At 43.6% G+C, this 22,281-nt stretch carries 22 protein-coding genes; 4 read left to right on the top strand and 18 right to left on the bottom strand.

Annotation, left to right across the window (positions count from 1 at the left end; genetic code table 11):
• Positions 1 to 136: 136 nt before the first annotated feature.
• The 4 genes from ACXAFM_RS02110 to fadR all read right to left on the bottom strand — a co-directional run bounded on the left by ACXAFM_RS02110 (position 137) and on the right by fadR (position 4,858).
• Complete coding sequence (locus tag ACXAFM_RS02110) at positions 137 to 901, bottom strand: hypothetical protein (RefSeq protein ID WP_474826471.1); 765 nt, start codon at positions 899 to 901, stop codon at positions 137 to 139.
• A 225-nt stretch (positions 902 to 1,126) separates the two neighbouring features.
• Positions 1,127 to 1,486, bottom strand: a complete 360-nt coding sequence (locus ACXAFM_RS02115; protein WP_025255732.1) for a phasin-related domain-containing protein — start codon at positions 1,484 to 1,486, stop codon at positions 1,127 to 1,129.
• 170 nt (positions 1,487 to 1,656) lie between these two features.
• Positions 1,657 to 3,834 (bottom strand): S9 family peptidase, encoded by a 2,178-nt coding sequence (locus tag ACXAFM_RS02120; protein ID WP_474826474.1) that lies wholly within the window; start codon positions 3,832 to 3,834, stop codon positions 1,657 to 1,659.
• Positions 3,835 to 4,147: 313 nt separating this feature from the next.
• Positions 4,148 to 4,858: a fatty acid metabolism transcriptional regulator FadR gene (fadR, locus tag ACXAFM_RS02125; RefSeq protein ID WP_474826476.1), complete on the bottom strand. Its 711-nt coding sequence runs from the start codon at positions 4,856 to 4,858 to the stop codon at positions 4,148 to 4,150.
• Between the two features lie 429 nt (positions 4,859 to 5,287).
• Here fadR and nhaB point away from each other — a divergent pair, with 429 nt between their 5' ends.
• The 3 genes from nhaB to ACXAFM_RS02140 are packed head-to-tail and all read left to right on the top strand — an operon-like array spanning position 5,288 to position 7,938.
• Positions 5,288 to 6,862: a sodium/proton antiporter NhaB gene (gene nhaB, locus ACXAFM_RS02130; protein ID WP_474826478.1), complete on the top strand. Its 1,575-nt coding sequence runs from the start codon at positions 5,288 to 5,290 to the stop codon at positions 6,860 to 6,862.
• Positions 6,863 to 6,865: 3 nt separating this feature from the next.
• Complete coding sequence (gene dsbB / locus ACXAFM_RS02135) at positions 6,866 to 7,393, top strand: disulfide bond formation protein DsbB (protein ID WP_474826480.1); 528 nt, start codon at positions 6,866 to 6,868, stop codon at positions 7,391 to 7,393.
• A complete protein-coding gene (locus ACXAFM_RS02140; RefSeq protein ID WP_474826482.1) occupies positions 7,390 to 7,938 on the top strand; it encodes a GNAT family N-acetyltransferase in 549 nt (182 codons plus the stop codon). Before dsbB ends, ACXAFM_RS02140 begins: the two co-directional genes overlap by 4 nt.
• Before the next feature lie 85 nt (positions 7,939 to 8,023).
• Here the strand turns inward: ACXAFM_RS02140 and ACXAFM_RS02145 are convergent, their stop codons facing one another.
• The 12 genes from ACXAFM_RS02145 to ACXAFM_RS02200 all read right to left on the bottom strand — a co-directional run bounded on the left by ACXAFM_RS02145 (position 8,024) and on the right by ACXAFM_RS02200 (position 20,095).
• A complete protein-coding gene (locus ACXAFM_RS02145) occupies positions 8,024 to 9,307 on the bottom strand; it encodes an alginate export family protein (RefSeq protein WP_474826484.1) in 1,284 nt (427 codons plus the stop codon).
• 135 nt (positions 9,308 to 9,442) lie between these two features.
• Positions 9,443 to 9,937, bottom strand: a complete 495-nt coding sequence (locus ACXAFM_RS02150) for a YcgN family cysteine cluster protein (protein ID WP_474826486.1) — start codon at positions 9,935 to 9,937, stop codon at positions 9,443 to 9,445.
• On the bottom strand, positions 9,934 to 10,602 hold the full coding sequence (locus ACXAFM_RS02155; RefSeq protein ID WP_474826488.1) for a fumarylacetoacetate hydrolase family protein: 669 nt from the start codon (positions 10,600 to 10,602) through the stop codon (positions 9,934 to 9,936). Before ACXAFM_RS02155 ends, ACXAFM_RS02150 begins: the two co-directional genes overlap by 4 nt.
• Positions 10,602 to 11,684 carry a lytic murein transglycosylase gene (locus ACXAFM_RS02160; protein WP_474826490.1) on the bottom strand — a complete coding sequence of 361 codons (1,083 nt, stop codon included), beginning with the start codon at positions 11,682 to 11,684 and terminating at the stop codon, positions 10,602 to 10,604. Before ACXAFM_RS02160 ends, ACXAFM_RS02155 begins: the two co-directional genes overlap by 1 nt.
• A 6-nt stretch (positions 11,685 to 11,690) precedes the next feature.
• Positions 11,691 to 11,987, bottom strand: a complete 297-nt coding sequence (locus tag ACXAFM_RS02165) for a YcgL domain-containing protein (protein ID WP_474826492.1) — start codon at positions 11,985 to 11,987, stop codon at positions 11,691 to 11,693.
• Between the two features lie 77 nt (positions 11,988 to 12,064).
• Positions 12,065 to 13,222 carry a ribonuclease D gene (gene rnd / locus ACXAFM_RS02170; protein WP_474826494.1) on the bottom strand — a complete coding sequence of 386 codons (1,158 nt, stop codon included), beginning with the start codon at positions 13,220 to 13,222 and terminating at the stop codon, positions 12,065 to 12,067.
• Positions 13,223 to 13,284: 62 nt separating this feature from the next.
• Positions 13,285 to 14,937, bottom strand: a complete 1,653-nt coding sequence (fadD, locus tag ACXAFM_RS02175; RefSeq protein ID WP_474826496.1) for a long-chain-fatty-acid--CoA ligase FadD — start codon at positions 14,935 to 14,937, stop codon at positions 13,285 to 13,287.
• 121 nt (positions 14,938 to 15,058) lie between these two features.
• Positions 15,059 to 15,898, bottom strand: coding sequence for an alpha/beta fold hydrolase (locus ACXAFM_RS02180; RefSeq protein WP_474826498.1), 840 nt, complete (start codon positions 15,896 to 15,898; stop codon positions 15,059 to 15,061).
• A gap of 96 nt (positions 15,899 to 15,994) precedes the next feature.
• On the bottom strand, positions 15,995 to 16,651 hold the full coding sequence (locus ACXAFM_RS02185) for a Slp family lipoprotein (RefSeq protein WP_474826500.1): 657 nt from the start codon (positions 16,649 to 16,651) through the stop codon (positions 15,995 to 15,997).
• 349 nt (positions 16,652 to 17,000) lie between these two features.
• Positions 17,001 to 17,324 (bottom strand): hypothetical protein, encoded by a 324-nt coding sequence (locus ACXAFM_RS02190; RefSeq protein WP_474826502.1) that lies wholly within the window; start codon positions 17,322 to 17,324, stop codon positions 17,001 to 17,003.
• A gap of 56 nt (positions 17,325 to 17,380) precedes the next feature.
• Positions 17,381 to 18,097 carry a tRNA (adenosine(37)-N6)-threonylcarbamoyltransferase complex dimerization subunit type 1 TsaB gene (gene tsaB, locus ACXAFM_RS02195; protein ID WP_474826504.1) on the bottom strand — a complete coding sequence of 239 codons (717 nt, stop codon included), beginning with the start codon at positions 18,095 to 18,097 and terminating at the stop codon, positions 17,381 to 17,383.
• Positions 18,098 to 18,175: 78 nt separating this feature from the next.
• Positions 18,176 to 20,095: an ATP-dependent DNA helicase gene (locus ACXAFM_RS02200; protein WP_474826506.1), complete on the bottom strand. Its 1,920-nt coding sequence runs from the start codon at positions 20,093 to 20,095 to the stop codon at positions 18,176 to 18,178.
• A 309-nt stretch (positions 20,096 to 20,404) separates the two neighbouring features.
• On the opposite strand from ACXAFM_RS02200, the gene ACXAFM_RS02205 reads away from it, so the two are divergent.
• Positions 20,405 to 20,644, top strand: a complete 240-nt coding sequence (locus ACXAFM_RS02205; protein WP_474826508.1) for a hypothetical protein — start codon at positions 20,405 to 20,407, stop codon at positions 20,642 to 20,644.
• A gap of 196 nt (positions 20,645 to 20,840) precedes the next feature.
• Here ACXAFM_RS02205 and ACXAFM_RS02210 read toward each other — a convergent pair whose 3' ends face one another.
• Both ACXAFM_RS02210 and ACXAFM_RS02215 read right to left on the bottom strand, forming a co-directional pair.
• Positions 20,841 to 21,173 (bottom strand): hypothetical protein, encoded by a 333-nt coding sequence (locus tag ACXAFM_RS02210; protein ID WP_136782985.1) that lies wholly within the window; start codon positions 21,171 to 21,173, stop codon positions 20,841 to 20,843.
• Positions 21,174 to 21,276: 103 nt separating this feature from the next.
• Positions 21,277 to 22,197, bottom strand: coding sequence for a cation diffusion facilitator family transporter (locus tag ACXAFM_RS02215; RefSeq protein ID WP_474826510.1), 921 nt, complete (start codon positions 22,195 to 22,197; stop codon positions 21,277 to 21,279).
• Positions 22,198 to 22,281: the final 84 nt, after the last annotated feature.

Below are 22,281 nucleotides of genomic sequence, written 5' to 3' on the forward strand. Positions count from 1 at the left end.
TAAGCTCTAGTTTCGTTCAATAATTATCTTTGAGCTCAGACAGAAAGATAACCTGAAGTGTGCCTATACGAAGCAGCGCCAAATATACGCGTATTTATTTGGCGCAACTACCAATAACTATCTTTATTGAACGTTTTTAGTCGTCGTTCTTAGTGCTTTCAGACGAACTAGATGTACTTTTAGCCGTGTTTTTGGCCGGTGTCGCTTTAGTACTAGCTGTTGTCTTACGCGCGGCACTCTTAGCTGTCGTCGACTTTGCCCCAGTTCGCTTGTTAGCTGTTCCAGTAGCGGCCTTTTTAGTCGAACTAGACAATGAAGTAACTGTTGTAGTGGCTGTTTTTGCTGTACTCGATTTGCGAGTGCCCGTAGTAGTTGATGAAGTCGTGGTCGACTCAGCTGAGGCACTTTTAGATGCTGCTCTTTTAGTGGCAGTAGCCTTGCTTGCAGTACTTGTCGCTTCGGCTTTTTTAGCCGCTTCTTTTGCAGCTAAAAGGGCTACTTGCTCGACGAGCAAATCTACTTTTGCACTCAACATTTCAAGCTGCTGTTCTTTCTTTTGACGTTTTTGACCACCTGATAATGCTGAAAATAGTGGCGTTGATGTCACCAATTTTTGTGCAGTATCGACGAAAGCAAATGGATTAAGTGTACGCCTAAGTTCACTTTCCACTTCAAGCCCTTTAACTTGCATGGCATTAATAGTTTCGTGAGTATCGTCGATTCTCTGGCTAACCACACCCGCAGCTTGGTCCAACTTTGCAGATAATAAGTCTGAACCCGCGAAAAGCCATCCAAACAAGGGTGACGATTTAAGAGGTGAAACAGTGGTGCCGTTTAACGAGGTTGAGTCTGTTTCGACAACAGGCACAGCTTCCGGGTTAGGAATATTTTTGTTGCTCATAACGCCTCCGATATGGAGATTTAGTAAGCATGGCAATGTAAGAGCTATTCAAAGCTTAGTGTCAGAACTTATTTTCAAAGCTTTGTATAAGAGCTTAATTTAAGATTGAACGTCCGGCTTTCATTGCCACTCAATTTCAATTTCTGTATGCCCCTTCTCAAGCGAAGGAGTCATCAAAAACTGTGTATTGGGTACCGCAAGCGGCACCCGATAAAGACTATCGCTTTATTTGCTTGCCGCCAGTTTAGCAACAGCTTCAGTTAGGGCATCGATTTTAGCTGAAAGCTCTTCGATACGTTGATCTGCAGGCTCAGAATCAAGACCCAGCTTTTTGCGAACGTCAGCCACGCGATTTTCTACATCGTTAGTGGTCGACTTAAATTTGCTCTTAGCATCGTCTTCTAGCGTTTCGCCTTTAGTAACTAGTTCGTCGAACATTTTGTTCGCTTCTTCGCTTAGTTTCTCGTAACGCCCTTGCGCCTCTTCAACGCTCTTACCATAAGCGCCTAGGCCTGCTAACCAAATTTTACGTGCCATTTCTTCGGCTTCGTTAATTTTGCCTTTAATTGTGTCAGTAGTAGTCATGTTCAGCTCCTATGAATGCTCAATTTGAGTGTGTTTCAACACCATACTTAAACTGTACGCTTAACAATTAGAATCCGCATACTAAAAACACAAAAAATTTAAAAAGCCCGAAAAGTGGCAACTTTTTCGGGCTTATAATCAAAGGCTAAATTCAAAATCTTAGCATCGAATTAAAGTGGTACACCTGCAAGATGCAAAACAAAGGCATATTCTAGGGCCGTTGATTCAAAACGCTTAAAGCGTCCTGACGCGCCACCGTGCCCTGCTTCCATGTCGGTTTTAAATAAAAGCAAGTTATCATCTGTTTTATACTCTCTAAGTTTCGCTACCCACTTCATAGGCTCAAAGTATTGCACTTGCGAATCATGCAACCCTGTGGTCACTAGCATGTGCGGATAATCTTTAGCTTCTATTTGATCGTAAGGCGAGTAAGACAACATATAGTCAAACTCATCTTTATTTGCTGGGTTACCCCATTCGGTATATTCACCTGTGGTCAATGGAATAGTCTCATCACTCATAGTGGTCACCACATCAACAAACGGCACGTGAGCACTTACCCCCTCGTAAAGTTCTGGAGCCATATTTACAACTGCGCCCATAAGCAAGCCACCTGCGCTGCCACCCATCGCGAATACGCGATCTTCATCAGCGTACTGCTCAGCAACCAAGCCTTTTGATACATCGATAAAATCAGTAAATGTATTCATTTTCTGGTGCATTTTGCCGCTCTCATACCATTCACGCCCTAGCATTTGGCCCCCGCGAATGTGTGCAATAGCAACAACAAAACCTCTGTCTATGAGTGAAAGCCAACTGCTTCTAAACGTCGGGTCAATAGTTGCGCCATACGAACCATAAGCATATTGATATAGGGGATTAGTGCCGTCTTTCTTAAATTTATCTTTGCGATAAACTAAAGAAACCGGAACTTGTGCACCATCTCTCGCTTCAATCATCACTCGCTCTGATGCGTAAGCGGATGAGTCGAAGGTCTCAGATACACGGGTTTGCTTCATCACTTCAGTTTCAAGCGTATCAAGGTTGATGTCTATGATAGAGCCTGGCGTAGTCAACGAGCTGTAATAAATTCTAAGCTTGTTAGTGTCCATTTCAGGGTTAGCATTAAAGTACGCTCCATAAATAGGGTCTTGAGTTGGTATAACCTTTTCTTCATTTGAAACAAGGTTATGCACAACCATGCGCAGCATACCGTTTTCTTTCTCTTTTACTACTAGGTGATTTTTCATCACTTCAATACTTTGAAGAAATACCTCTGGACGATGTGGGACTACTTCTTTCCATTTCGACACCTCACTTGTTGCATCTAATGGTGCCTTCATTACTTTGAAGTTTTTTGCATCAATGTTGGTAAGAACGTAATAACCGTCACTTGCTTTTGCTACGCTATATTCCTGACCGTCTTTAATAGGTAAGAAAACTTCTGAATCAGACGTGGGGTTATCTGCATCAATCAAGGTCACGCCAGTTTTGTCTGTGTTAGAGTGGTGAATATAAATGACGCTGTCGTCTTTGCTTTTACTTATGTAAGTATAAAACGTTGGGTCGCTTTCTTCGTAAACTAATACATCATCTTCCTGTGACGTACCCAACTTATGGCGATACACTTGATAGCCTAAAAGGGTTTGTGGGTCTTTTTTCACATAGAATAAATGTTCATTGTCGTTTGCCCATATCGCACTGCCTGATGTACCCTCTAGTACATCATTTAGCTGTTCGCCGCTATCCAGGTTTTTTACGTATACGGTATAAATTCGACGACTAAGCGTGTCTTCTGAGTACGCCATTAGCGTATTATTACTGCTAACCGCGTAACTACCAATGCTGAAATAATCATGCCCTTCAGACATAACATTCGCATCAAGCAACACTTGCGGTTCAGCATCAAGAGAAGATTTTCTTAGATAAACAGGATACTCGTTCTCTCCTGAATAGCGGGTGTAGTACCAGTAGCCGTTATCAAACACAGGTACTGTCGAGTCGTCTTTCTCTATACGAGAAACCAGCTCTTCATAAAGTGCCTCTCGGGTCTCTTTAAGCGGAGCTAGTACTGTTTCTACGTAGCTGTTCTCCTGCTCTAAGTGCGCCAATATCTCTTTATCGGTGCGTGAATCGTCGCGCATCCAATAATAATTATCGTTTCTGGTAACCCCATGCGCCGACATTTCGTAAGGCACCTTTTTCGCTACTGGTGCATTTACATTTTTATTTAACATAACTAATGGAGCCGTCTTGTCTAATTCTCGTTGAACGCTTTCCGTTTTATTCTCAAGGCTACAGCCTGACATCAGTCCGCCTGCAGCAAGCACTATCCATAAATATTTCATCAATTCTTCCTTTTAGAGGCTTTGCTAACGCTTTGTATTTACCAGCATTCAAAAATGCGCAACGAAACACTAAGCCGTGTTCTTTTATTTGAGTATATATAAATGAGATTGGGGTTCTAGCGTGAATGATAGCGAGTTTAAAATTAAATGTTACGAAATATTCTAGCTCTACTAAAAGTTGAATCCATCTAGCTCACATACAAAAACACCGCAGGTTCTTTAGAACATGCGGTGTTTTAAATCTAGCTCTCTTAACGACTACAGGTCGACTACAAGGCGCAGATTTGATGAACAGAATGAGAGTTCAGAACCTTTAATCTACTAAGTCGTTTGGCATTTCGTCACGAATAGCAAGCCAGACTTTACCACTCTCAATACCGTAGTTTCTTACCACTACTGGTACTTTTTCGTATTCGCCCTTTTCTGCCACTTCAAGCAAGTCTGCGTAGTACTTGTTTGCAACGTCCCGTGCTTGCTTGTGCGAGAAAAAGTAACCGCCGATGCGCGAGTAAAGCCCGCGAAACCCGTTCATCATCAAAACGAAAACGTTGTTATTAGAGGCAAGCGCTAAATCGTGAGTCATTTGATAATCGAATTGAGCAAACGCTAAGCCTTCTTGCTCGACATCTTTGTATCTAGCGATGATATCTGCAGACGCTTGAGGATTGTTACGGATAGCACCTCGAATGAAAACTGCACTTAAATTTGTACGCGCAGCAAGCAGATTATCGACCAATTCCGGAATGCCTTCTTGGTCCAAGCGAGCAAGTGTCTCGAGAATGTTGAGACCGCAGGTTTCCCAGAAGTTATTCACTTTGGTCGGCTTGCCGTGCTGAATGGTCAACCAACCATCACGTGCCAAACGCTGCAATACTTCCCGTAAAGTGGTTCGCGTTACACCAATTAACTCTGAAAGCTCTCTCTCCGCAGGCAAAATGGTGCCAGGTGGAAATCTTCCACTCCAGATAGACTCAACAATATATTCTTCGGCGAATCCGGCTGGACTCTGTGCCTTATAAATCATAACTAATCGCCTGCACGTTCTTGTTATTCTGCAACTGATTGTACCAGATGCTCTTTTATTATCACAATGAATTATGCTTAGTCCACAAAAGCTTTTAACAACTTGTTAAAATCTAAGTGTTATTTCAGAGCCATTTAAGCATTGATTGTTTACTTTATGTTCGAAATAGTCAGCATTTTCTATCTTAATGATAATTATCATCAAAAAAGTGATAATTATTCAGTGACTTTCACAAGGTGGGGTCTGTGAATTGCTTTCTCAAGGCGGTAATATCATGTACGCTTAATTTCCGACTATAATGACAGCTGCGAAACGGCGGTTAGACGAATTAATTCGTACAGCACCAGCAGTTTAAGTATGCAATAACCGGAACTACATAGTATAAAGATGCGCAAAATGCGTGCTTTGTTGTAAAAGGAACAGGAACTCATGCAAACCTCAATGATCGCGGCGATCTATAAGAATTTCCTGGGACATGCGCCCGACTGGTATAAAAAAACCATTATTGCCTTTCTCATTGTTAATCCCTTCATCTTCATGGTGGACCCATATATTGCTGGCTGGACGCTTGTCATTCAGTTTATTTTCACGCTAGCAATGGCGCTTAAATGTTACCCGCTTCAGCCAGGTGGGCTGCTTCTTATTGAAGCCATGTTTATCGGCATGACGACACCCGGTCATATGATGCATGAGATTGAAGTGAACTTAGAGGTTCTGCTACTGCTTGTATTTATGGTGGCTGGCATCTACTTCATGAAAGATTTACTTATGTACCTATTCACCAAATTGGTTATCAAGGTACGTAATAAGCTAATACTGTCGCTTTCATTTATTTTTGCCTCTGCATTTCTATCGGCTTTCCTAGATGCGCTAACGGTAGTGGCGGTAATCATCAGTGTCGGCTTGGGCTTTTACTCTATTTATCACAAAGTGGCGTCGGGCAAAGAGTTTCACTCAGATCACGACCACACCAGTGATGACGAATTAGGAAGTCACGACCTAGAAGACTTCAGAGCGTTTTTACGCAACCTTATGATGCACTCAGCGGTAGGTACAGCCCTTGGTGGTGTTATGACCATGGTAGGTGAACCACAAAACCTGATTATTGCAGACAAGGCCGGCTGGGACTTCGTTGAGTTCTTTATCCGCATGGCGCCTGTCACACTGCCAGTGTTTGTATTTGGCTTGTTAACTACCGTCGTGTTAGAAAAAACCGGAATGTTTTCTTACGGTGCAAAATTACCTGCAGCGGTAAGACAAATTTTGGTCGACTACAACGACCATATGGACAAAGGCCGCAGCAAGCGTGAAACCGCCAAATTAGTAGTACAAGCACTAATTGGTGTTTGGTTAATAATCGGCTTAGCTACACACATGGCGTCAGTGGGTCTTATCGGTCTGTCTGTTATTGTTCTTGCGACTTCGATGAGTGGCGTAATCGAAGAGCACGCGTTAGGAAAAGCATTCGAAGAAGCACTGCCCTTCGCAGCTCTACTTTGTGTTTTCTTTGGTGTAGTTGCGGTTATTATTGACCAAGGCCTATTCCAGCCAGTTATCCATTGGGTACTGTCGTTTGAAGGCGAAACGCAAATGGTCATGTTCTATCTTGCCAATGGCGTGCTTTCGATGGTGAGTGACAATGTATTCGTAGGCTCGGTGTATATCACTGAGGTAACGGCTGCGCTGCAAGCAGGTCAAATTACTCGCGACCAGTACGACATGCTTGCTGTAGCAATTAATACGGGTACCAACTTGCCAAGTGTTGCAACGCCAAATGGTCAAGCGGCATTCCTATTCTTGCTAACCTCAGCCATCGCACCTCTACTTCGTTTGTCATACGGCCGCATGGTTATGATGGCGTTGCCATATACGATAGTACTTACTATTGTTGGTCTGGTAGCGACCTATATTGGGCTTGCAGATGCTACTCAATGGCTATACGACATGCACCTTATTGAGCACCACACTGCAGCTGAAGCAGGCGCACAAGCGGTAGGCCATTAATCTATGCGCGGTATCATTCACGGCATAAGCCAGTGGGCAGAGCACAAGTCTTCGTGGCTTGTGCTTTTTGCTACATCACTAGCATTGGAAGTTGCCGCCCTGTACTTCCAATATGGCATGGGCTTGAAACCCTGCATTATGTGTATTTATCAGCGAACTGCTATGTACGGCATTGTGTTGTCGGCACTTATAGTGGTTTTAAAAAACAACGGATTCACCCGAATGCTTGGCTTTGCTGGTTGGGCGGTCTCTTCAGGCTGGGGCTATTTAATTGCCAAAGAGCATGTAGGCATTCTAAACGCTGCCAACCCGTTTTTTGCCAGCTGTGAAATAGTGCCTAACTTTCCTTCATGGTTACAGCTTCATGAGTGGCTGCCCGCAGTGTTTGCTGCTGAGGGTGACTGTTTAGAAGACACGTGGCAATTTTTGTCTATGGGAATGGCAGAGTGGATGCAAATCATCTTTGCTGCTTACTTCGCTGTATTTGCCGTTGTATTTACCTGCCGCTTACTGGATAAGAAACCCTTTTGATCGACTTATCCATTTTACCCTCTCGCCTGCCTCCTATTCAGTCGGAGCAAGGCCCAATTAGCATTCAGCGTATCGCAGAGAAACACTGCAATGCGCTGTGTGATGCGGGCCAACAATCTATTCACCATGTAAAGCCTTGGTTCGGCTCTGCGGTGTGCCCTGTCACGCCAGCATTGTCAAAGCTATGTATTAATAATATGGAGAAAGCCCGTCAGACGGGTTACGGTCTTACCTATTTGTTAATGCATGACGAAAAGTGTTTGGGCATGGGTATTATCAATCATATTCATCACACCCATTTAACCGCAAACCTCGGCTACTGGTTAAGACCCGACGCTTGCGGTAGAGGCTTAGCGACGGCGCTTTGTGAAGCGCTTAAAAAGCTCGCATTCTCGCAAATGAATCTGCACCGACTAGAGTGCTTTGTTGAACCAAACAATAAAGCGAGCATGCGTGTTGCCGAGCGAATTGGCGGTGTGAAAGAAGGACTGTGTAGAAAGCGCGTATTTGGAAGAGACGCGCTTCTTTATGCACTCACTATCTAACCTGCTTAAATGTGCAATCTAGCCACCAACAGCCCCAATATTTCCTGTTTATGTGGCAATGCTTTTCTATAATCTGTAAATACTCTTAGAAAGAGTACATTACCCCCGTATAGGCGTACATGGAATCGTCGGGGTATGCGCCAGTTTCTAACGCATCACCTTTAGCAAGGTATGCACCGCCTAGTTCGAATCTTAATGGTGCAGATGCTTGATATCGTAAGCGAAACTCTATTTGGTGCCCTAAAAAGTCCTCTTCACCTTCAGCCACCTTTTGAAGCCACAGTCCTTTGTACCCCAGCATCAGCGTGTTATCGTCATTTAGCTTTGTAACGCCTCTTAGCCCCGGTGCCAATATATTGCTACGAGGAAATGTTTGGTATACGTCCGTTGGGCCGAAATCAAACCGCCGTAAACCATAAAGAGAGTCAAAGGCTTTTATGGTGTCGTCAGTACTATCATTGTCACCACTTGCTGCATCAATTTCTGCTCTAATAAAAGTAGAAGCACTGATTTGTTTGCCGATGTGACTATGTACCATCCAAGCGGTAACGTCTTTATCATCTATGTCTGATGTTGATGTAGACTGCCTTGCCTGACCAGTTTGCCCTATCGCTTCTATGTTGTATTTCCAATCTTTTGAAAAGGTTTTCGAATAATCCACCGACAAGGTAAACAGGTCACGATTTTTTGTCGCTAGCTCTTTTGAGTCAGATTCTTTCAGCCAGTAACTGTGCACTTTCCAGGTGTTATCTTCTGATTCAGCATAAACGCCATAAAATTTTTGATTACTATAACTTTTATCAAAAGCGCGTTTATTACTATCGATTGAGGCCGAATCTAATGGAAAGCGAGTAAGTGGCAGCAAATAGAAACCACGAACATGCCATCCAGACCAAGTTGCATCAACTAATGCACCTTCAAAGCTATTCGTAGCGTTCCTAAATCGTGTGCGCCCCATCAGTCGGCGACTGCCGTGATCTAGTGTTACGCGTCCAAGAGTTAAGCTATTTATAGCCTCGCTAATACCCTTGTAAGTGATGTACAACTGTACTGGCTCAAGCGTATTCACCTGCGAAGATTTGAGAGTGGGATCATTCTCATCGAGATAAGCCCTGGAGTCCTCTATCTCAGCGACAGCACCCCAATTTCCATAGTTGGCTTCGCCTTTTAACCTAATTCGGGTTGAAAGGCGTTGATTCGTTTTAGCCCGAATGTTTTCGTCTGTAGGAAAGATTGGATTATTAAGCGTTTCAAAACGTACTCTAACCGAACCGCTGTAATTAATATCTAGGCTTTCTGCTTTTAATGATGTGCCTATACAAGTTGTGGCTACCAATAATATCGAAGCACTAGCCCTCAATTTACTCATCTTTAAGCCTTTGAATATCGGGTAAGAAAAGCGTAAGTATAAGCGAGTCAATCGCATTTCACTTGCGCTCTTTAGTCTAAAATCAAAATTAACAACGGTGAGGTGTTGAACTTGTATAGTCACAACTCGCAGGGTTTAATCTAAATCTTCTAACGGCCAAATGGCGATATAATCTTCAAAATTGTTGAGATCCACATCACTTTCAAACACCGTTTTGTTCCGTACCGACATACCCTTTGCGTGCATTACATTTTTCTTACCCTTGTTCAACAAGGGGTGCCATGAGGGTAAACCCCGCCCTTCATAAAGGCGTCGATAAGTGCAGCTATTGGGCATAAAGAAAATATCTTTGAGGTTTTCTTTAGTCAGCTTCACGCAATCTGGTACGAGCTCGGTGCGTCTTGCATATTGAGTACATTCACACTTTTTCGTATTCAAATACGTGCAAACAATATTGGTATAGTGAATCTTTTCATTATCATTAATATGATCGGTAACTTCGTATTCTTCTACCGCGTCATCATCAATAAACTTTTGCAGACAACATTTACCACAACCATCACAGAGAGACTCCCATTCCTGTTGGGTCATGTCTTCTAAAGATTTAGTTTCCCAAAATGCTACTGTCATTCAGCTATTACCTTTGTGCACACCGATAAAAGGCCTTCTAACGATGCCTCTACCCTATCTGCAGGGCTGAGTTTACCTACGCCTTTAGGCGTGCCCGTAAGGATCACATCGCCACTATCCAACGTAAATATAGATGACATATGGGCAATTAGCGGAATGATTTTGTGTAACATCAGCTGTGTACGCCCCTGCTGTCTTAACTCTTCATTTATGGTTAAGGTAAAGCGCAAGTCATCGAGGTTACCTACTTCACTGTACGGCACAAACCCTGAAAGCGGTGCACTGTTATCAAAAGACTTGGCCCTTTCCCATGGCTGCCCCTGCTTCTTCAGCTCGGCCTGCACTTCGCGAAGGGTTAAATCAAGTCCCAAACCAATTCCCCAAATGGCGTTTGTGACGTCATTCTCATTGGCATTTTTAAGCGGTGACTTTAGCAGTACTGACACTTCAAGCTCGTTGTGACACTCGCCTTTGTCAGTGGGAATAGCAATGGACTCATGCATATGGCACAACGCAGCCTTAGGTTTCATAAACAGCAGCGGTGCTTCAGACACCGTAGAGTTCATTTCTTGAATGTGATCAAGGTAGTTGCGACCTATACAAACCACTTTACTTGTAGGTAACGCTATTTCATTACCTTGAAAATCGATGTGACGATAAGTCATTAGTAACCTCGCTTTATCCGCTCTGATAAATACCCCACCGACACACCAAAGTATGATGAGCGGTTCCATTTCATCAGCGTGTGGAAATTGTTATACACCAAGTAGATTCGGCCTTTTTCACCATCCGGCATAATCAGTGACGCATCAACATTAGCTTTGGGAAGCTCGCTGCCGTTATAGCGTTTAACACCATTTTCTTGCCAAAACGTCAGTGGTTTCATATTCGATTTAGCTAACCCTGAAAACGGCACCTGTTTGGTCAATGTTACTTGACGTCCCCACGTCCCCTCACTATCCCATCCTTCAGAGGATAAGTAGTTGGCAATTGATGCAAACACATCAGCCTTGGTGCCCCAAATATCTTTTCTGCCGTCGCCGTCGTAATCTACCGCGTAGTTTAAAAAGGATATAGGCATAAACTGTGTTTGTCCCATCGCGCCGGCCCAAGAACCTTTAAAGGCCTTTACATCGATATGCCCTTCATCAAGTATGCGAAGTGCGGCAAAAAAATTATCTTTAAACAGCTTTTCTCTTCGCCCTTCATAGGCTAAAGATGCTAACGCAGACAACACGCTAAAATTGCCCTGAATTTTTCCAAAATTAGACTCATTACCCCACAATGCGACAATAAACCGAGCCTGAACCCCATATTTTTGGGCAATTTCTTCAAGCAGCTCTTTGTGTTCGTTGTACTGTCCAACCGCTTGCTTTACTTTCCAATCTGGCACTCGCGTTGCCAAATAGTCATCTAAAGTGATTTTTTTCTCTGGCTGACTTTTATCAGATTTAACAACGGTAGGTCTAAAAGTGATATCAGCGAACGCCTGCTCTAGCTTAGCTTTATCTATACCTTTTGCAGCTGCTTCGTTTTTAAGCTGAGCGATATAGCGTTTAAAGCCTTCTTCACTAAGCCCATTGTCACTACTCGGCTTGTTTTCAGCGTAAGCCGAAACCGAAAGGCTTAAGGAGATACTCGATATAAGCACGGCCACGTTGAGCGGCTTGGGCAGCAACCTGTAGCTACTACGCTTAGTGTGAACCGTCAGTCGAGCGACTAAGCGGTTTATCATTTTTACTAACATGAATATTTAAAACTTTTTATCCGGAGTTTTTGAAAGTCCAAGAGATTCGCGATGCTGCTCTAACAGGTTGTCTTCCTTAGGTGGCATCTGCAGGTAAAAACCTTTTTCAGTAAGCTCATTAATGAGCTTTTGCTTATCGACCATACCTAGTTTTTCTCGTTTTTCTAAAGCGATTATGGTCACTAACTCCGGGCGACCAAAGGTTTCCATCAGCGCTTCGGGTACATCTTCAAAATGATCTTTTTTGGGCACATATAAATACATGCCTTCTTTTTTTCGCGTTTTATAAACTGCGCATAACATAAATGATTTACTCGCTTAGTAATGAGTGCGGCCGTGAAATTTTTCACTTTTGCACGCCCACATTGTTTTGTAGAAGGTTACTGGGAAGGCGCGTCGCCTAACAGTCGGGTTACGTGAGGTCGAAACAATGGCTCACGCCAAGTAGATAGCACATCAGGCGTTAACCCTTGTACACGGGTCTCATCTACCGGAAACCAATACCATTTTAACAATTGATTTAACTGTTTTTTAGAGGCGACAACGTCGCTATTAACGTTGTTATCTTTTGCAATTTGATCACTAATTACTTTAAGTTCAGCAAGGGTTTTCTTGTATTTAGCAATATCGATGAGCCGCAGCACAACAGGTAACCGTAGCTTCTCTGGCGTTTGCGCATACTTCGCTCTTGCTTCTTCAATTAGTGTAATAATAGTATCGCCATAGCGACGTACCGATTGGTGATTCACGCCGTTAATGCGCGAAAGGCCAGATTTACTATCAATCAGACGCTGCGCCGCTTCAAATAAATGGCCTTCTTTGAAAACAAAGTTTAGCGCCAAGTCTTTCTTGCGTGCCGTATTTAAACGCCATGCGGCCAGCGCTTGTAATACTGTGAGCTGCTCGCTGTTTAATCGCCAGTTGTTCTTAATGCTTAGATAAGCAAAATCTTCAGGCATTTGGGCACGCTTTTTATCTACTAGCAACGCTATTTCTTGGTAAATCCAATGCACTTTGCCCGCTTCTTGCACTTTACTGGCTAGCTGTTGGTAACATGGCAATAAGTACAATACATCGTTTGCGGCATAACTCAGTTGCGATTCGCGAAGGGGTCTCGCTATCCAGTCTGTTCGCGACTCTCCTTTATCTAGCGTTATATCACATAGCAGCTCCACTAATTTTGCGTAACCAAGTGACGGCCCCATATCCAAAATACTACCCGCCAACTGTGTATCGAAAACGGGTGTTGGTACCGTGTCGAAGGCTGTGAGAAATGCCTCTATATCTTCTGAACACGAATGCAGTACTTTTACTACTTCAGTATTTTCCATAAGCTCGATAAACGGGCCCATGTTGTCGATGGCAAGCGGGTCGATAAGAACCAGTTGATGGCCGTCGTAAAGCTGAATCAGGCCTAAGTGAGGCGTAAGGGTACGGGTCCTTACAAATTCGGTGTCTAAGGCTACCGCCTCTTGACGCTGTGCTGCAGTGCACACTTTTTCAAGTTGTTCAGATGTTGTAATTAATTGATATTGCATATTTTTGCACAGTAATAAAAAAGCCGGCTTACGCCGGCTTTTACAAAACTATTTCTATGAAATTAGTCTCGAAGCTCCCGACGCAGTATTTTACCTACATTGGTTTTTGGTAAGTCGTCTTTGAAAACAACTTGCTTAGGCACTTTGTAACCCGTTAGGTGATTACGACAGTGCGCGATAACGTCTTTTTCAGTGAGTGAGTCGTCGTTTCGTACTACGAATAATTTCACCACTTCACCGCTGACCTCGTGAGGAACCCCAACTGCCGCAGCCTCAACAATGTTGTCATGCATTGCAGCTACTTCTTCAATTTCGTTAGGGAACACATTAAAGCCTGAGACTAGGATCATATCCTTTTTACGGTCAACAATATAGAAGTAACCTTCATCATCTACCGTAGCAATGTCACCTGTGGCTAACCAACCGTCTTTCAGAATTTCTTCTGTTGCTTCTGGACGATTCAAATACCCTTTCATCACCTGAGGGCCTTTCACCCACATTTCACCAGGCTCGCCTTTCTCAACTGGATTACCATCGTCATCGAGAAGCTTGATGTCTGTTGAAGGAACCGGCATTCCGATTGCGCCCTTATAGGCTTCAATCTGTGGAGGGTTTACCGCAACAACAGGTGAACACTCTGTCAGGCCGTAACCTTCAAGAAGAACGGTACCAGTAACCTTTTCCCATTTTTCGGCAACGGGGCGCTGAACTGCCATGCCGCCGCCTAGACCAAACTTAAACTTGCTAAAATCAAGCTCGCTGAACCCCGGCGTATTTAACAGGCCATTAAATAAGGTGTTCACGCCAGGCAAAATGGTAAACGGGTATTTGCTAAGCTCGTTTACAAAAGCCGGCATGTCGCGTGGATTGGTAATAAGTAAGTTCCGGCAACCGTATTTAACGAACATCAAGCAGTTCGCCAGAAGCGCAAAGATGTGATAGAGCGGAAGCGCAGTAACAACAAAGTCTTCGCCTTCTTCAATCACGGTTTCAAGAATACCTGACACTTGCTCTAGGTTGGCCACCATGTTGCGGTGAGTTAGCATAGCCCCTTTAGAAACACCGGTCGTTCCACCTGTGTATTGAAGGAAGGCTAAATCGCCACTGTCGATGTCCGGGCGCGTGTACTTGAGAGACTGACCTTTTTTAACCGCCGACATAAATGAAGTCGTTTCAGGCAGGTTGAATGAAGGAACCATCTTTTTAACGTACTTCACAACCGCGTTCACCACCCAACGCTTAGGAGCAGGCAACATATCACCCAATGCCGTTAAAAAGACTTCTTGTAGGTTAGTATCTCCGATAACCTCTTCAAGAGTGCAAGCAAAGTTCTCGACAATGACGATAGCTTTAGCGTTGGCATCGTTTAACTGATGTTTCAATTCGCGGGCGGTGTACAGCGGGTTAACGTTAACCACAACCATACCTGCACGCAATATCCCAAACATAGCCACAGGATACTGAAGGAGGTTAGGCATCATAATTGCCACAGCATCACCGCGTTTTAAGCCGCTAGACTGTAAGTATGCAGCAAACTGCGCTGATAAGGTATCTAGCTCCTCAAACGAAATTGAGTGCCCCATGTTAATGAAGGCTTCTTTGTTTTTAAACTTCTTAACCGACTGCTCGAAAATGTCTACTACAGATGCGTAACGATCGGCATCGATTTCTGCGGAAACGCGAGGGTCGTAATGCTTAAGCCAGGTTTTTTCCACCAAAACCTCCTCTACTTTATTCTTATACTATTTAATGAGCACTTTAGAAGACGTGCCCATGTAACTGGTCTGATAACTTGCGAATAGTATAGGAAGTGTAAAAAAAAATAAACGGCGCAATTTACAATTGCTCAACAAAATTGCGAATTAATAGCCCTACATCATCAGTATTTTCCATGTGAATATGATGACCGCCTACTAATTGTTCGTATTGTGCATTTAAAAACCACCCCTTCCTCTTTGGAAAGACTAACTCTAGATTTTTAAAGCTATTAGATGCACCGATAAAAAGTACAGGACATACAATAGCACGCATAAGAGATTCTGCCTGCTTTTCTGTAAGCCTTAGTGATGATTTTGTACGAAGTTTTGGGTCGCTCGCCCAGAAACAATGCCCTCCTGCATCTTGGGTTAAGTTTCGAGACAATATTGAACGCGCGTGATCTTCTGAAATGTCTGAAATTTTGCATCTCGCTTTTACGGCATCTTCTAAATCAACGATCCGCAACTTATTACGGGATTTGGCATGACGGCTGATAATAGACTCTCGCATTTGCGATGCGGTAGTCTCTTCACTTTCTGTAAGCGGGCCGCATGCGTCAATACTAATAACGGCAGAGACTTTATCTGGGAAGAGAGCTGCGAATAAGCTAGCAAGGATTCCCCCAAGTGAGTGCCCTAGTAGAATAACCTCTTCCCAATTTTGGGACTCAATTAAGGCGTACAAGTCTTGCAGGTAATCTGCTTGGTTGTAATGCGCGCCATGAACTCGATGAGATGAACGCCCATGCCCTGCTAAGTCAATTGCAACAAAGCGGTGGGTTTGTAGGTAAGGCGATAGCAGCCTTAAGCTTTCTGCGTTATCTAAGTACCCGTGCAAACCGATAACAACTTTGCCAGCACCTTGGTTGTCTAACGCAGCTAGGCGTAATGATCCAATATTGAACTCTGTTTCAATCATAAAACTCCATACAGGCAAATAGTTGCCGCCTCCTTTACACCCATCTTCCGCCGAAAATAAAAAAGCGGCAATTAGATGCCGCTCCGTTTCTTGATACTATTTTTGTTTATCAGCGCGCAAAGGCTGCGCTGTCGACTTTGTTCTGGAGTTACTCGCTCCTGAATTGCGCGATGGTAACTTAGCTTTGCTAGGCGCGTTTTGATAACGGATAACTCGAGTTCGATTAAAGTGCGGGTACATCCAAGGGCCATTGAAGCGATAAAATGGTGAGTACCAACCTGTATGGTAATTGAAGAAATAAGTGTTTACATCGTAAACCTCTTGTTTTCTCCACATATGATAGTCTTCAGCGATGATCGTCGGATAAATATAAGGTTGCTCCCCCACCATGCCAGCAGTTGGCGTGGTAAGTGTGCCTAGAAATGTAGCGGAACGTCCTTCTTCAAAAACAATAGGGTCAACAAAACCGTCTATTTGAACTTTGAATCGACCCGACGTTTCGCCGTTCGTAGAAGGTTTACCGTAGTGGTTCAAGGGGAAGTGAGCAAGTTCGATAAGAGTCTTATTAGGTTTATTTTCAACACCAACAATCATCCCTCCCCAACGCGCCTTTTGACCTTGCTCATTAGCACCCGAAGTGACCGCTTTAGAGTAGCTGACTAACTGGGTACCCTCTGGTACATCGATACTTTCTGGAACTATGGTACAGCCAGTAAACAACATGACCGTAAGTAAAACTAAATAACGAGACATTAAAGCGCTCCTGTGAACCCTAGAAAAATTTTGCGCTTGTATGGATTACAAATAAAACGCCAAGTGTTCCAAATGAAATCCACATGCGGCACTACATCTAAAAACTCTAATATACTTTTACGTATCTCTTTCAGTTACAAAGAAAAACCGCACTCCAGCACTTAAACATTAGCATTATTACGAAACGACAACCACTGTCGTTCAACTTATCTGTTTCATAAACAAGAAAGCGTGTAAATACAACACATAGATTAGAGCAGATATAATAGGAGTTTGTTCAACACTGTTTGTGAAATTTAACAATTCGCTAGAATTAGTTTGTAAGTAAAAAGCAATGGCCTGTGGAGAGTTATGCGTAGATATCTACGCCAAACATTGATTGGATAGATTCACGTTGCTGTTGTTTTTCAAAACTGGTGTAAGAGGCTATCGCATTTTGAGAATAGGTGTTGCCATCTTCACGGATAAATTGTTGGTACGCTTTGGCGTTATCCGTTCCCTGTTCGTCGGGCGCAACAACGATCGCCCTGAAAGACGACTCACTTTGCCCTTTACTTTGCTGTTCGGGGTCTTTGTTAATTTTAGCGACACGGCCTTGCGAAGGTTCGGAAGACGGTAATGCGAAATTATTATTGATAATCATACGAGATTGCTGAGGCAAAAAACGTACCATACAAGAGAAAACCGTCGTGTTGCGTTCGCTTTAATACGGTACGTTTTTTAGTGCTTCTACTCTCTTCCCGGTAACTTTTTCCACGTTACTTTATCGCGTAAATAAACAGGCTGTACATTCACGGCTTCAGACACTTCACCTAAGTCATAAGCATCGTGTGCAAGCTTTAGCATGAATTGCGCGTTTGGAAGTGTAACATCGCACGTTGTTTCACCAATGACTTCAGACTTCCATTGAGTAAGCTCATCATAAGCAGACCAGCCTGTGCCAACAGCAATCACAGCCGCGCTATTTTCTTCCCTTAGCATGTTTAGTTGGTCAATAGCCACTTCGGGCGGACAAACTCGCTCTTCTATAGTGAGAGAAACACCTTCTTCTGTCTGCCTATAAACAGCAAAATACACTTCACCCATACGCGCATCTGACGCAACAGCTATCATCGCCTCTCGGTTTTCAGCTTTATTCGCCACTTCAAACGCCATCGCCTCAAGGGTACTTACGCCGGCGACTTTTAACCCCGTTCCTAGCGCAAGTCCTTGGATCATACCCGTAGCTATACGAACTCCAGTAAAGCTGCCTGGACCTCGGCCAAAAGCCAATAAATCTAGGTCGCCCAGCGAAACTTTTGCTTCTTTTAACACCTCATCCACCATGGGTAGAAGACGCTGACTATGCTGCTGAGGGCATATTTCGAAACGCGTAATCACTGTGTCGTTGAACTGAAGCGCAACCGAACAGGCTTCGGTTGCGGTATCTATAGCTAAAATGTTCATGTTTATCTCTTATTTCATATAAGCTGAAAATGGGGTAATGGTGTAATACACGCTAACCGCTTTTTTCAGTGCTTTAACTTAGGCTTCATCAATGCCGGCTAAAAATTTTTCTACTTCGTCCAAGCTTCTTGTACGCTTCATATCCGGTAAGCTACCAACGAAGGTTTTGGCGTAAGGTTTTGTCACTAATCGATTATCACAAATTACCAGTACGCCCTTATCTGATGGATCTCGAATGAGTCGCCCAGCCCCCTGCTTTAACGTAATAACAGCTTGGGGAATTTGGATAACGCCAAATGGATTTGCGCCTCGTTTCTTTACATCTTCCATGCGCGCTTGAAGCAGCGGGTCATCGGGTGACGCAAACGGCAGCTTATCAATCATCACGCAAACCAAGTCGTTGCCGCGTACGTCGACCCCTTCCCAAAATGCGCCTGTGCCCATTAGTACGGCTTTTTCATCTGCAAGGTAGGCATCTAACAATGCTTGCTTGGTGGTAGTCCCTTGCACCAGTAGCGGATTGTCTATCTCATCTTCTAGCTTCTGCGCAATTTCCCTAAGCATGGCATGACTGGTAAACAGTAAGAAACATCTACCTCGACTTGCTTTGATTAGCCGCTTAGCTGTTTCTAACAAGGTTTCGCGCATAGCGTAACTATTGGGCTCGGGTAAATAACGGGGTACGCATAGCATGGCCTGTTCAGGATAATTAAACGGGCTATCCAAACCCAACGTTTCAGCATCTTCTAAGCCCATGCGGCGCTGAAAGTGATCAAAACCGCCGTTTACCATTAAGGTTGCCGAGGTAAAAATCCATCCTCGCGGCGGCGATGATACAAAACGCCTAAATTTAGCCGCAATCGATAATGGCGTTAAATGCATAATGAGGTGACGCTGAGTCGTTTCATACCACAAGCTCACATTTTCTTGCTTGTTATCGCTTAACGCATCTAACTGCTCTCTTGCAGCCACAACGCGTTCGTACATGTTGTCTAAATCTTTATCGCGGCCAATATGTAACTTGCACACCTCATGCAGTACACCTAGCGCTTCGGCCAGCTTGCCCACCTGCATGCGCACGTCGTCACGATCTAGCGCCTCAGCCCAGTTACCCCGCTCCGCAGTATCTGGGAACAATAACCGTAAATCAGAGGCAATCATTCTGCATTTGTCAGCCGCTTTATCTAGCTGCCCAGCATCTTTTAGCACTGTTCTGAACAACAGCGTGATATCTTTCGCAATGTCGTGAATTTGTCTTGTCGAAAGTGACTCACCAAAGTAATCACTCGCAATATCAGGAATTTGATGGGCTTCATCAAAAATAATCGCATCAGCTTCAGGGATGAGCTCGCCAAACCCTGTGTCTTTAAGTGCCATGTCTGCAAAGAAAAGGTGGTGATTAACTACGATAATATCTGCTTCCAGCGCCTTTCTGCGCGCTTTTACCAAGTAGCAATCTTCATAATCTGGGCAATCGCGGCCCAAGCAATTATCCACAGTAGAGGTAACCAGCGGTAAAACACGGGCATCTTCGGGAAGGGTTTTAAGCTCCCCCATATCACCTGTTTTCGTCGTACTAGACCAACGTTTCACTTCTGAAAGCTGACCCAATACCTCTTTTTCAACCAGCGTAGAGTTGCCGCTGTGCTGCGCGACCCGGTGAAGACAAAGATAGTTTGAACGGCCTTTTAACAGTGCCGTTTTTCGCTTGCTGCCCAAGGCCTTTTTTACCAGTGGTAAGTCGCGGTGAAATAGCTGCTCTTGTAAGTTTTTAGTCCCTGTAGAAACAATGGCTTTTCCGTCGCTCAACAATGCTGGCGCAAGATAGGCGAAAGTTTTTCCTGTTCCCGTTCCCGCTTCAACAATCAAACTACCCGTAGTATCAATAGCACGCTTAACCGCCTTTGCCATTTCAGTTTGAGCTTCGCGAGGTACAAACCCCTTGATAGCACCCGCAAGGAGGCCATCTGAAGAGAATACGTTATTTATTGTGGGCATGGTTTCAGCGCTGTCATTACTTTTCTACTTTAGGCCGCGCATTATGCCAAAAAGCCTTTAAAATGCCCATCAAAGGTTTACACTTTAGCGTGAGCCTAGCCCATTCACTTAAATCCTGAACTACCCAGATATCAAAAAAACTTCCCACCTTAACTATTCGCTTCCTGACACTTTAAGAGTCAAAAAAATTGCTAAATTTTTGATGAAAAGAATTTGTCTTCTAGAACAAAAAAATTAGCTTTTTAATAGTAAAACTTAGGCGCAATATCCAGCTCGTAAATATTTACACAACTATTTAACGAGGTAATTATGAAAGGTTTACGCTTTATAGGTTTAGGCTTAGTAGGTTTAAGCGCAATGGCGTTCTCTGTAATTGCAGCTGCATCAGAAGAAGCACCTGCGGAACTAGTAGCTGAACTAACTCAGTTCTGTAAAGAAATCGCTGAAGAAGAAGGCACAAAAGGCAAGTCAGAAGCCGCATTTGTATTGGAGTGCGTAAATGATGAGCTAGAAGCTGAAGGTTACCAAAAGCTGAAATCTTTAAACTAGTCTAACAAGCTAGTTTGCTGCTTCACGTTAACAAAATGAATAAGCGTGCCTCGCCAGAAATGGCGGGGCTTTTTTGTACTTTTCTTTTTTGTCTTTTCCTTTTTTGAGACGTGGTTTCGGGCTCTGGTCTTAGAAAAATTTTTCGCTGTTCAGTGTTTTTGACGGCGACGTATACCATAGCTGCTCAATATAAAAGTTAGCGCTCAAAAAACGCATCAACCAAATCGGCGAGTGATTCTTCTAACTCTTCTTCAAAAGTGTCGATATCAATGCCAAAGCTATCCATATATTTAGCCGCATTGTCACGGGAAAGTACGGCATTTTTTATCTGGAATTCAAGCTCGGGCAGTGTCTTGTCGTAGCGGGGCTTAATGGTCCATCGCAAACAATGACCATGGTTGTCTTTTAGCTTTTTTTTGGCAAATACACAAAACTCCTCGACGTAGTCAGCACCTTGCGGCCCAAGACACCCCGGTTCTATGCGGTACATTACCAGCAGTTTTTTGTATAGCGGAAGTCGCGTTTCCATCACATCTTCAATTAGTTTAAAGACTTGATTATCGGAAAATTTGGAGAATTTTGCCAGCCACGAAGAGGGTGAATACGAGAAATCTCATTTCCACCCTTTATCATTACTCTGCTAGTTCAGGATCTTTTATGAACAAAATATCCATGATGATTGCAGGATCCCACTCGCGCATCTCTGCTTCACATTTCAGTCGAATTTCGTCTAATTCACTGATCGTAGCAATTGAGAATGCATCATCCACAATGATGTGGACTAAAAGATAAACATCCCTACCCCGCTTACTAATTCGTACTTCTACATGTTCGTATGGTACGTCGGCCAATGTCTTTTTGAACTTTTTTTCAATTACTGCGGATATTGCTTCAGGAGGCGCCTTATTAATGACCTCGTTAAGACTTTCACGCAAAATCTTAAAAGGCACCGGCAACATTGCCGTGCCAAGAATAATCAATAAAACGGGGTCAACGTACGGCGACAGCCTTCTATATTCCGTCAACTCCAGCGCGTAGGCCAAAATAAAAGCGAACAAAATGGATGCACTTAGCACACCGTCTATCATCCAAGTGTGAGAATCCACTTTTACTAAGTCGGACAGTAAATGCTTACCTTTTACACGCATGTAGAGAGAGATACTAAAACAGCCAACTGTTGCCACAACACCGTAGACCATACCAATACCATATTCAGCTGCGTGACCACCTGCTAATAAACTCTGAACAGAGCTCGCGACGGCATATACACAAGTGGCAATGATAATAAGCGATTTAAACATGTTTAGCGTAGGCTCAATTGCCGTGTAACCAAAGTGGAACCGGTCATCATCAGGACGTTGAACCAAGTTAGCCACTTTTAACGTTAGCATTGACATAACAAAAGCAATTAACGAGTAAGCGGCATCAAATAAAATAGCGCCAGAACTTGTTAAAATGGCAAAACCAAGCGCAATAAAGACAAATGCGCCGGCAATATAAAAAGAAAGCGTTAATAAACGCTTTTCTTCAAGGTGATGGAAGCCAATGTCCATGAGAGTCACATCGAAATTAAGGTGCGCGGATTCTACTCCGTTATTTTAAAAAAAATAGTGCTTTGAACAAAAATATTGCTATTT

The organism is Alteromonas sp. ABD4_190, from assembly GCF_056160105.1.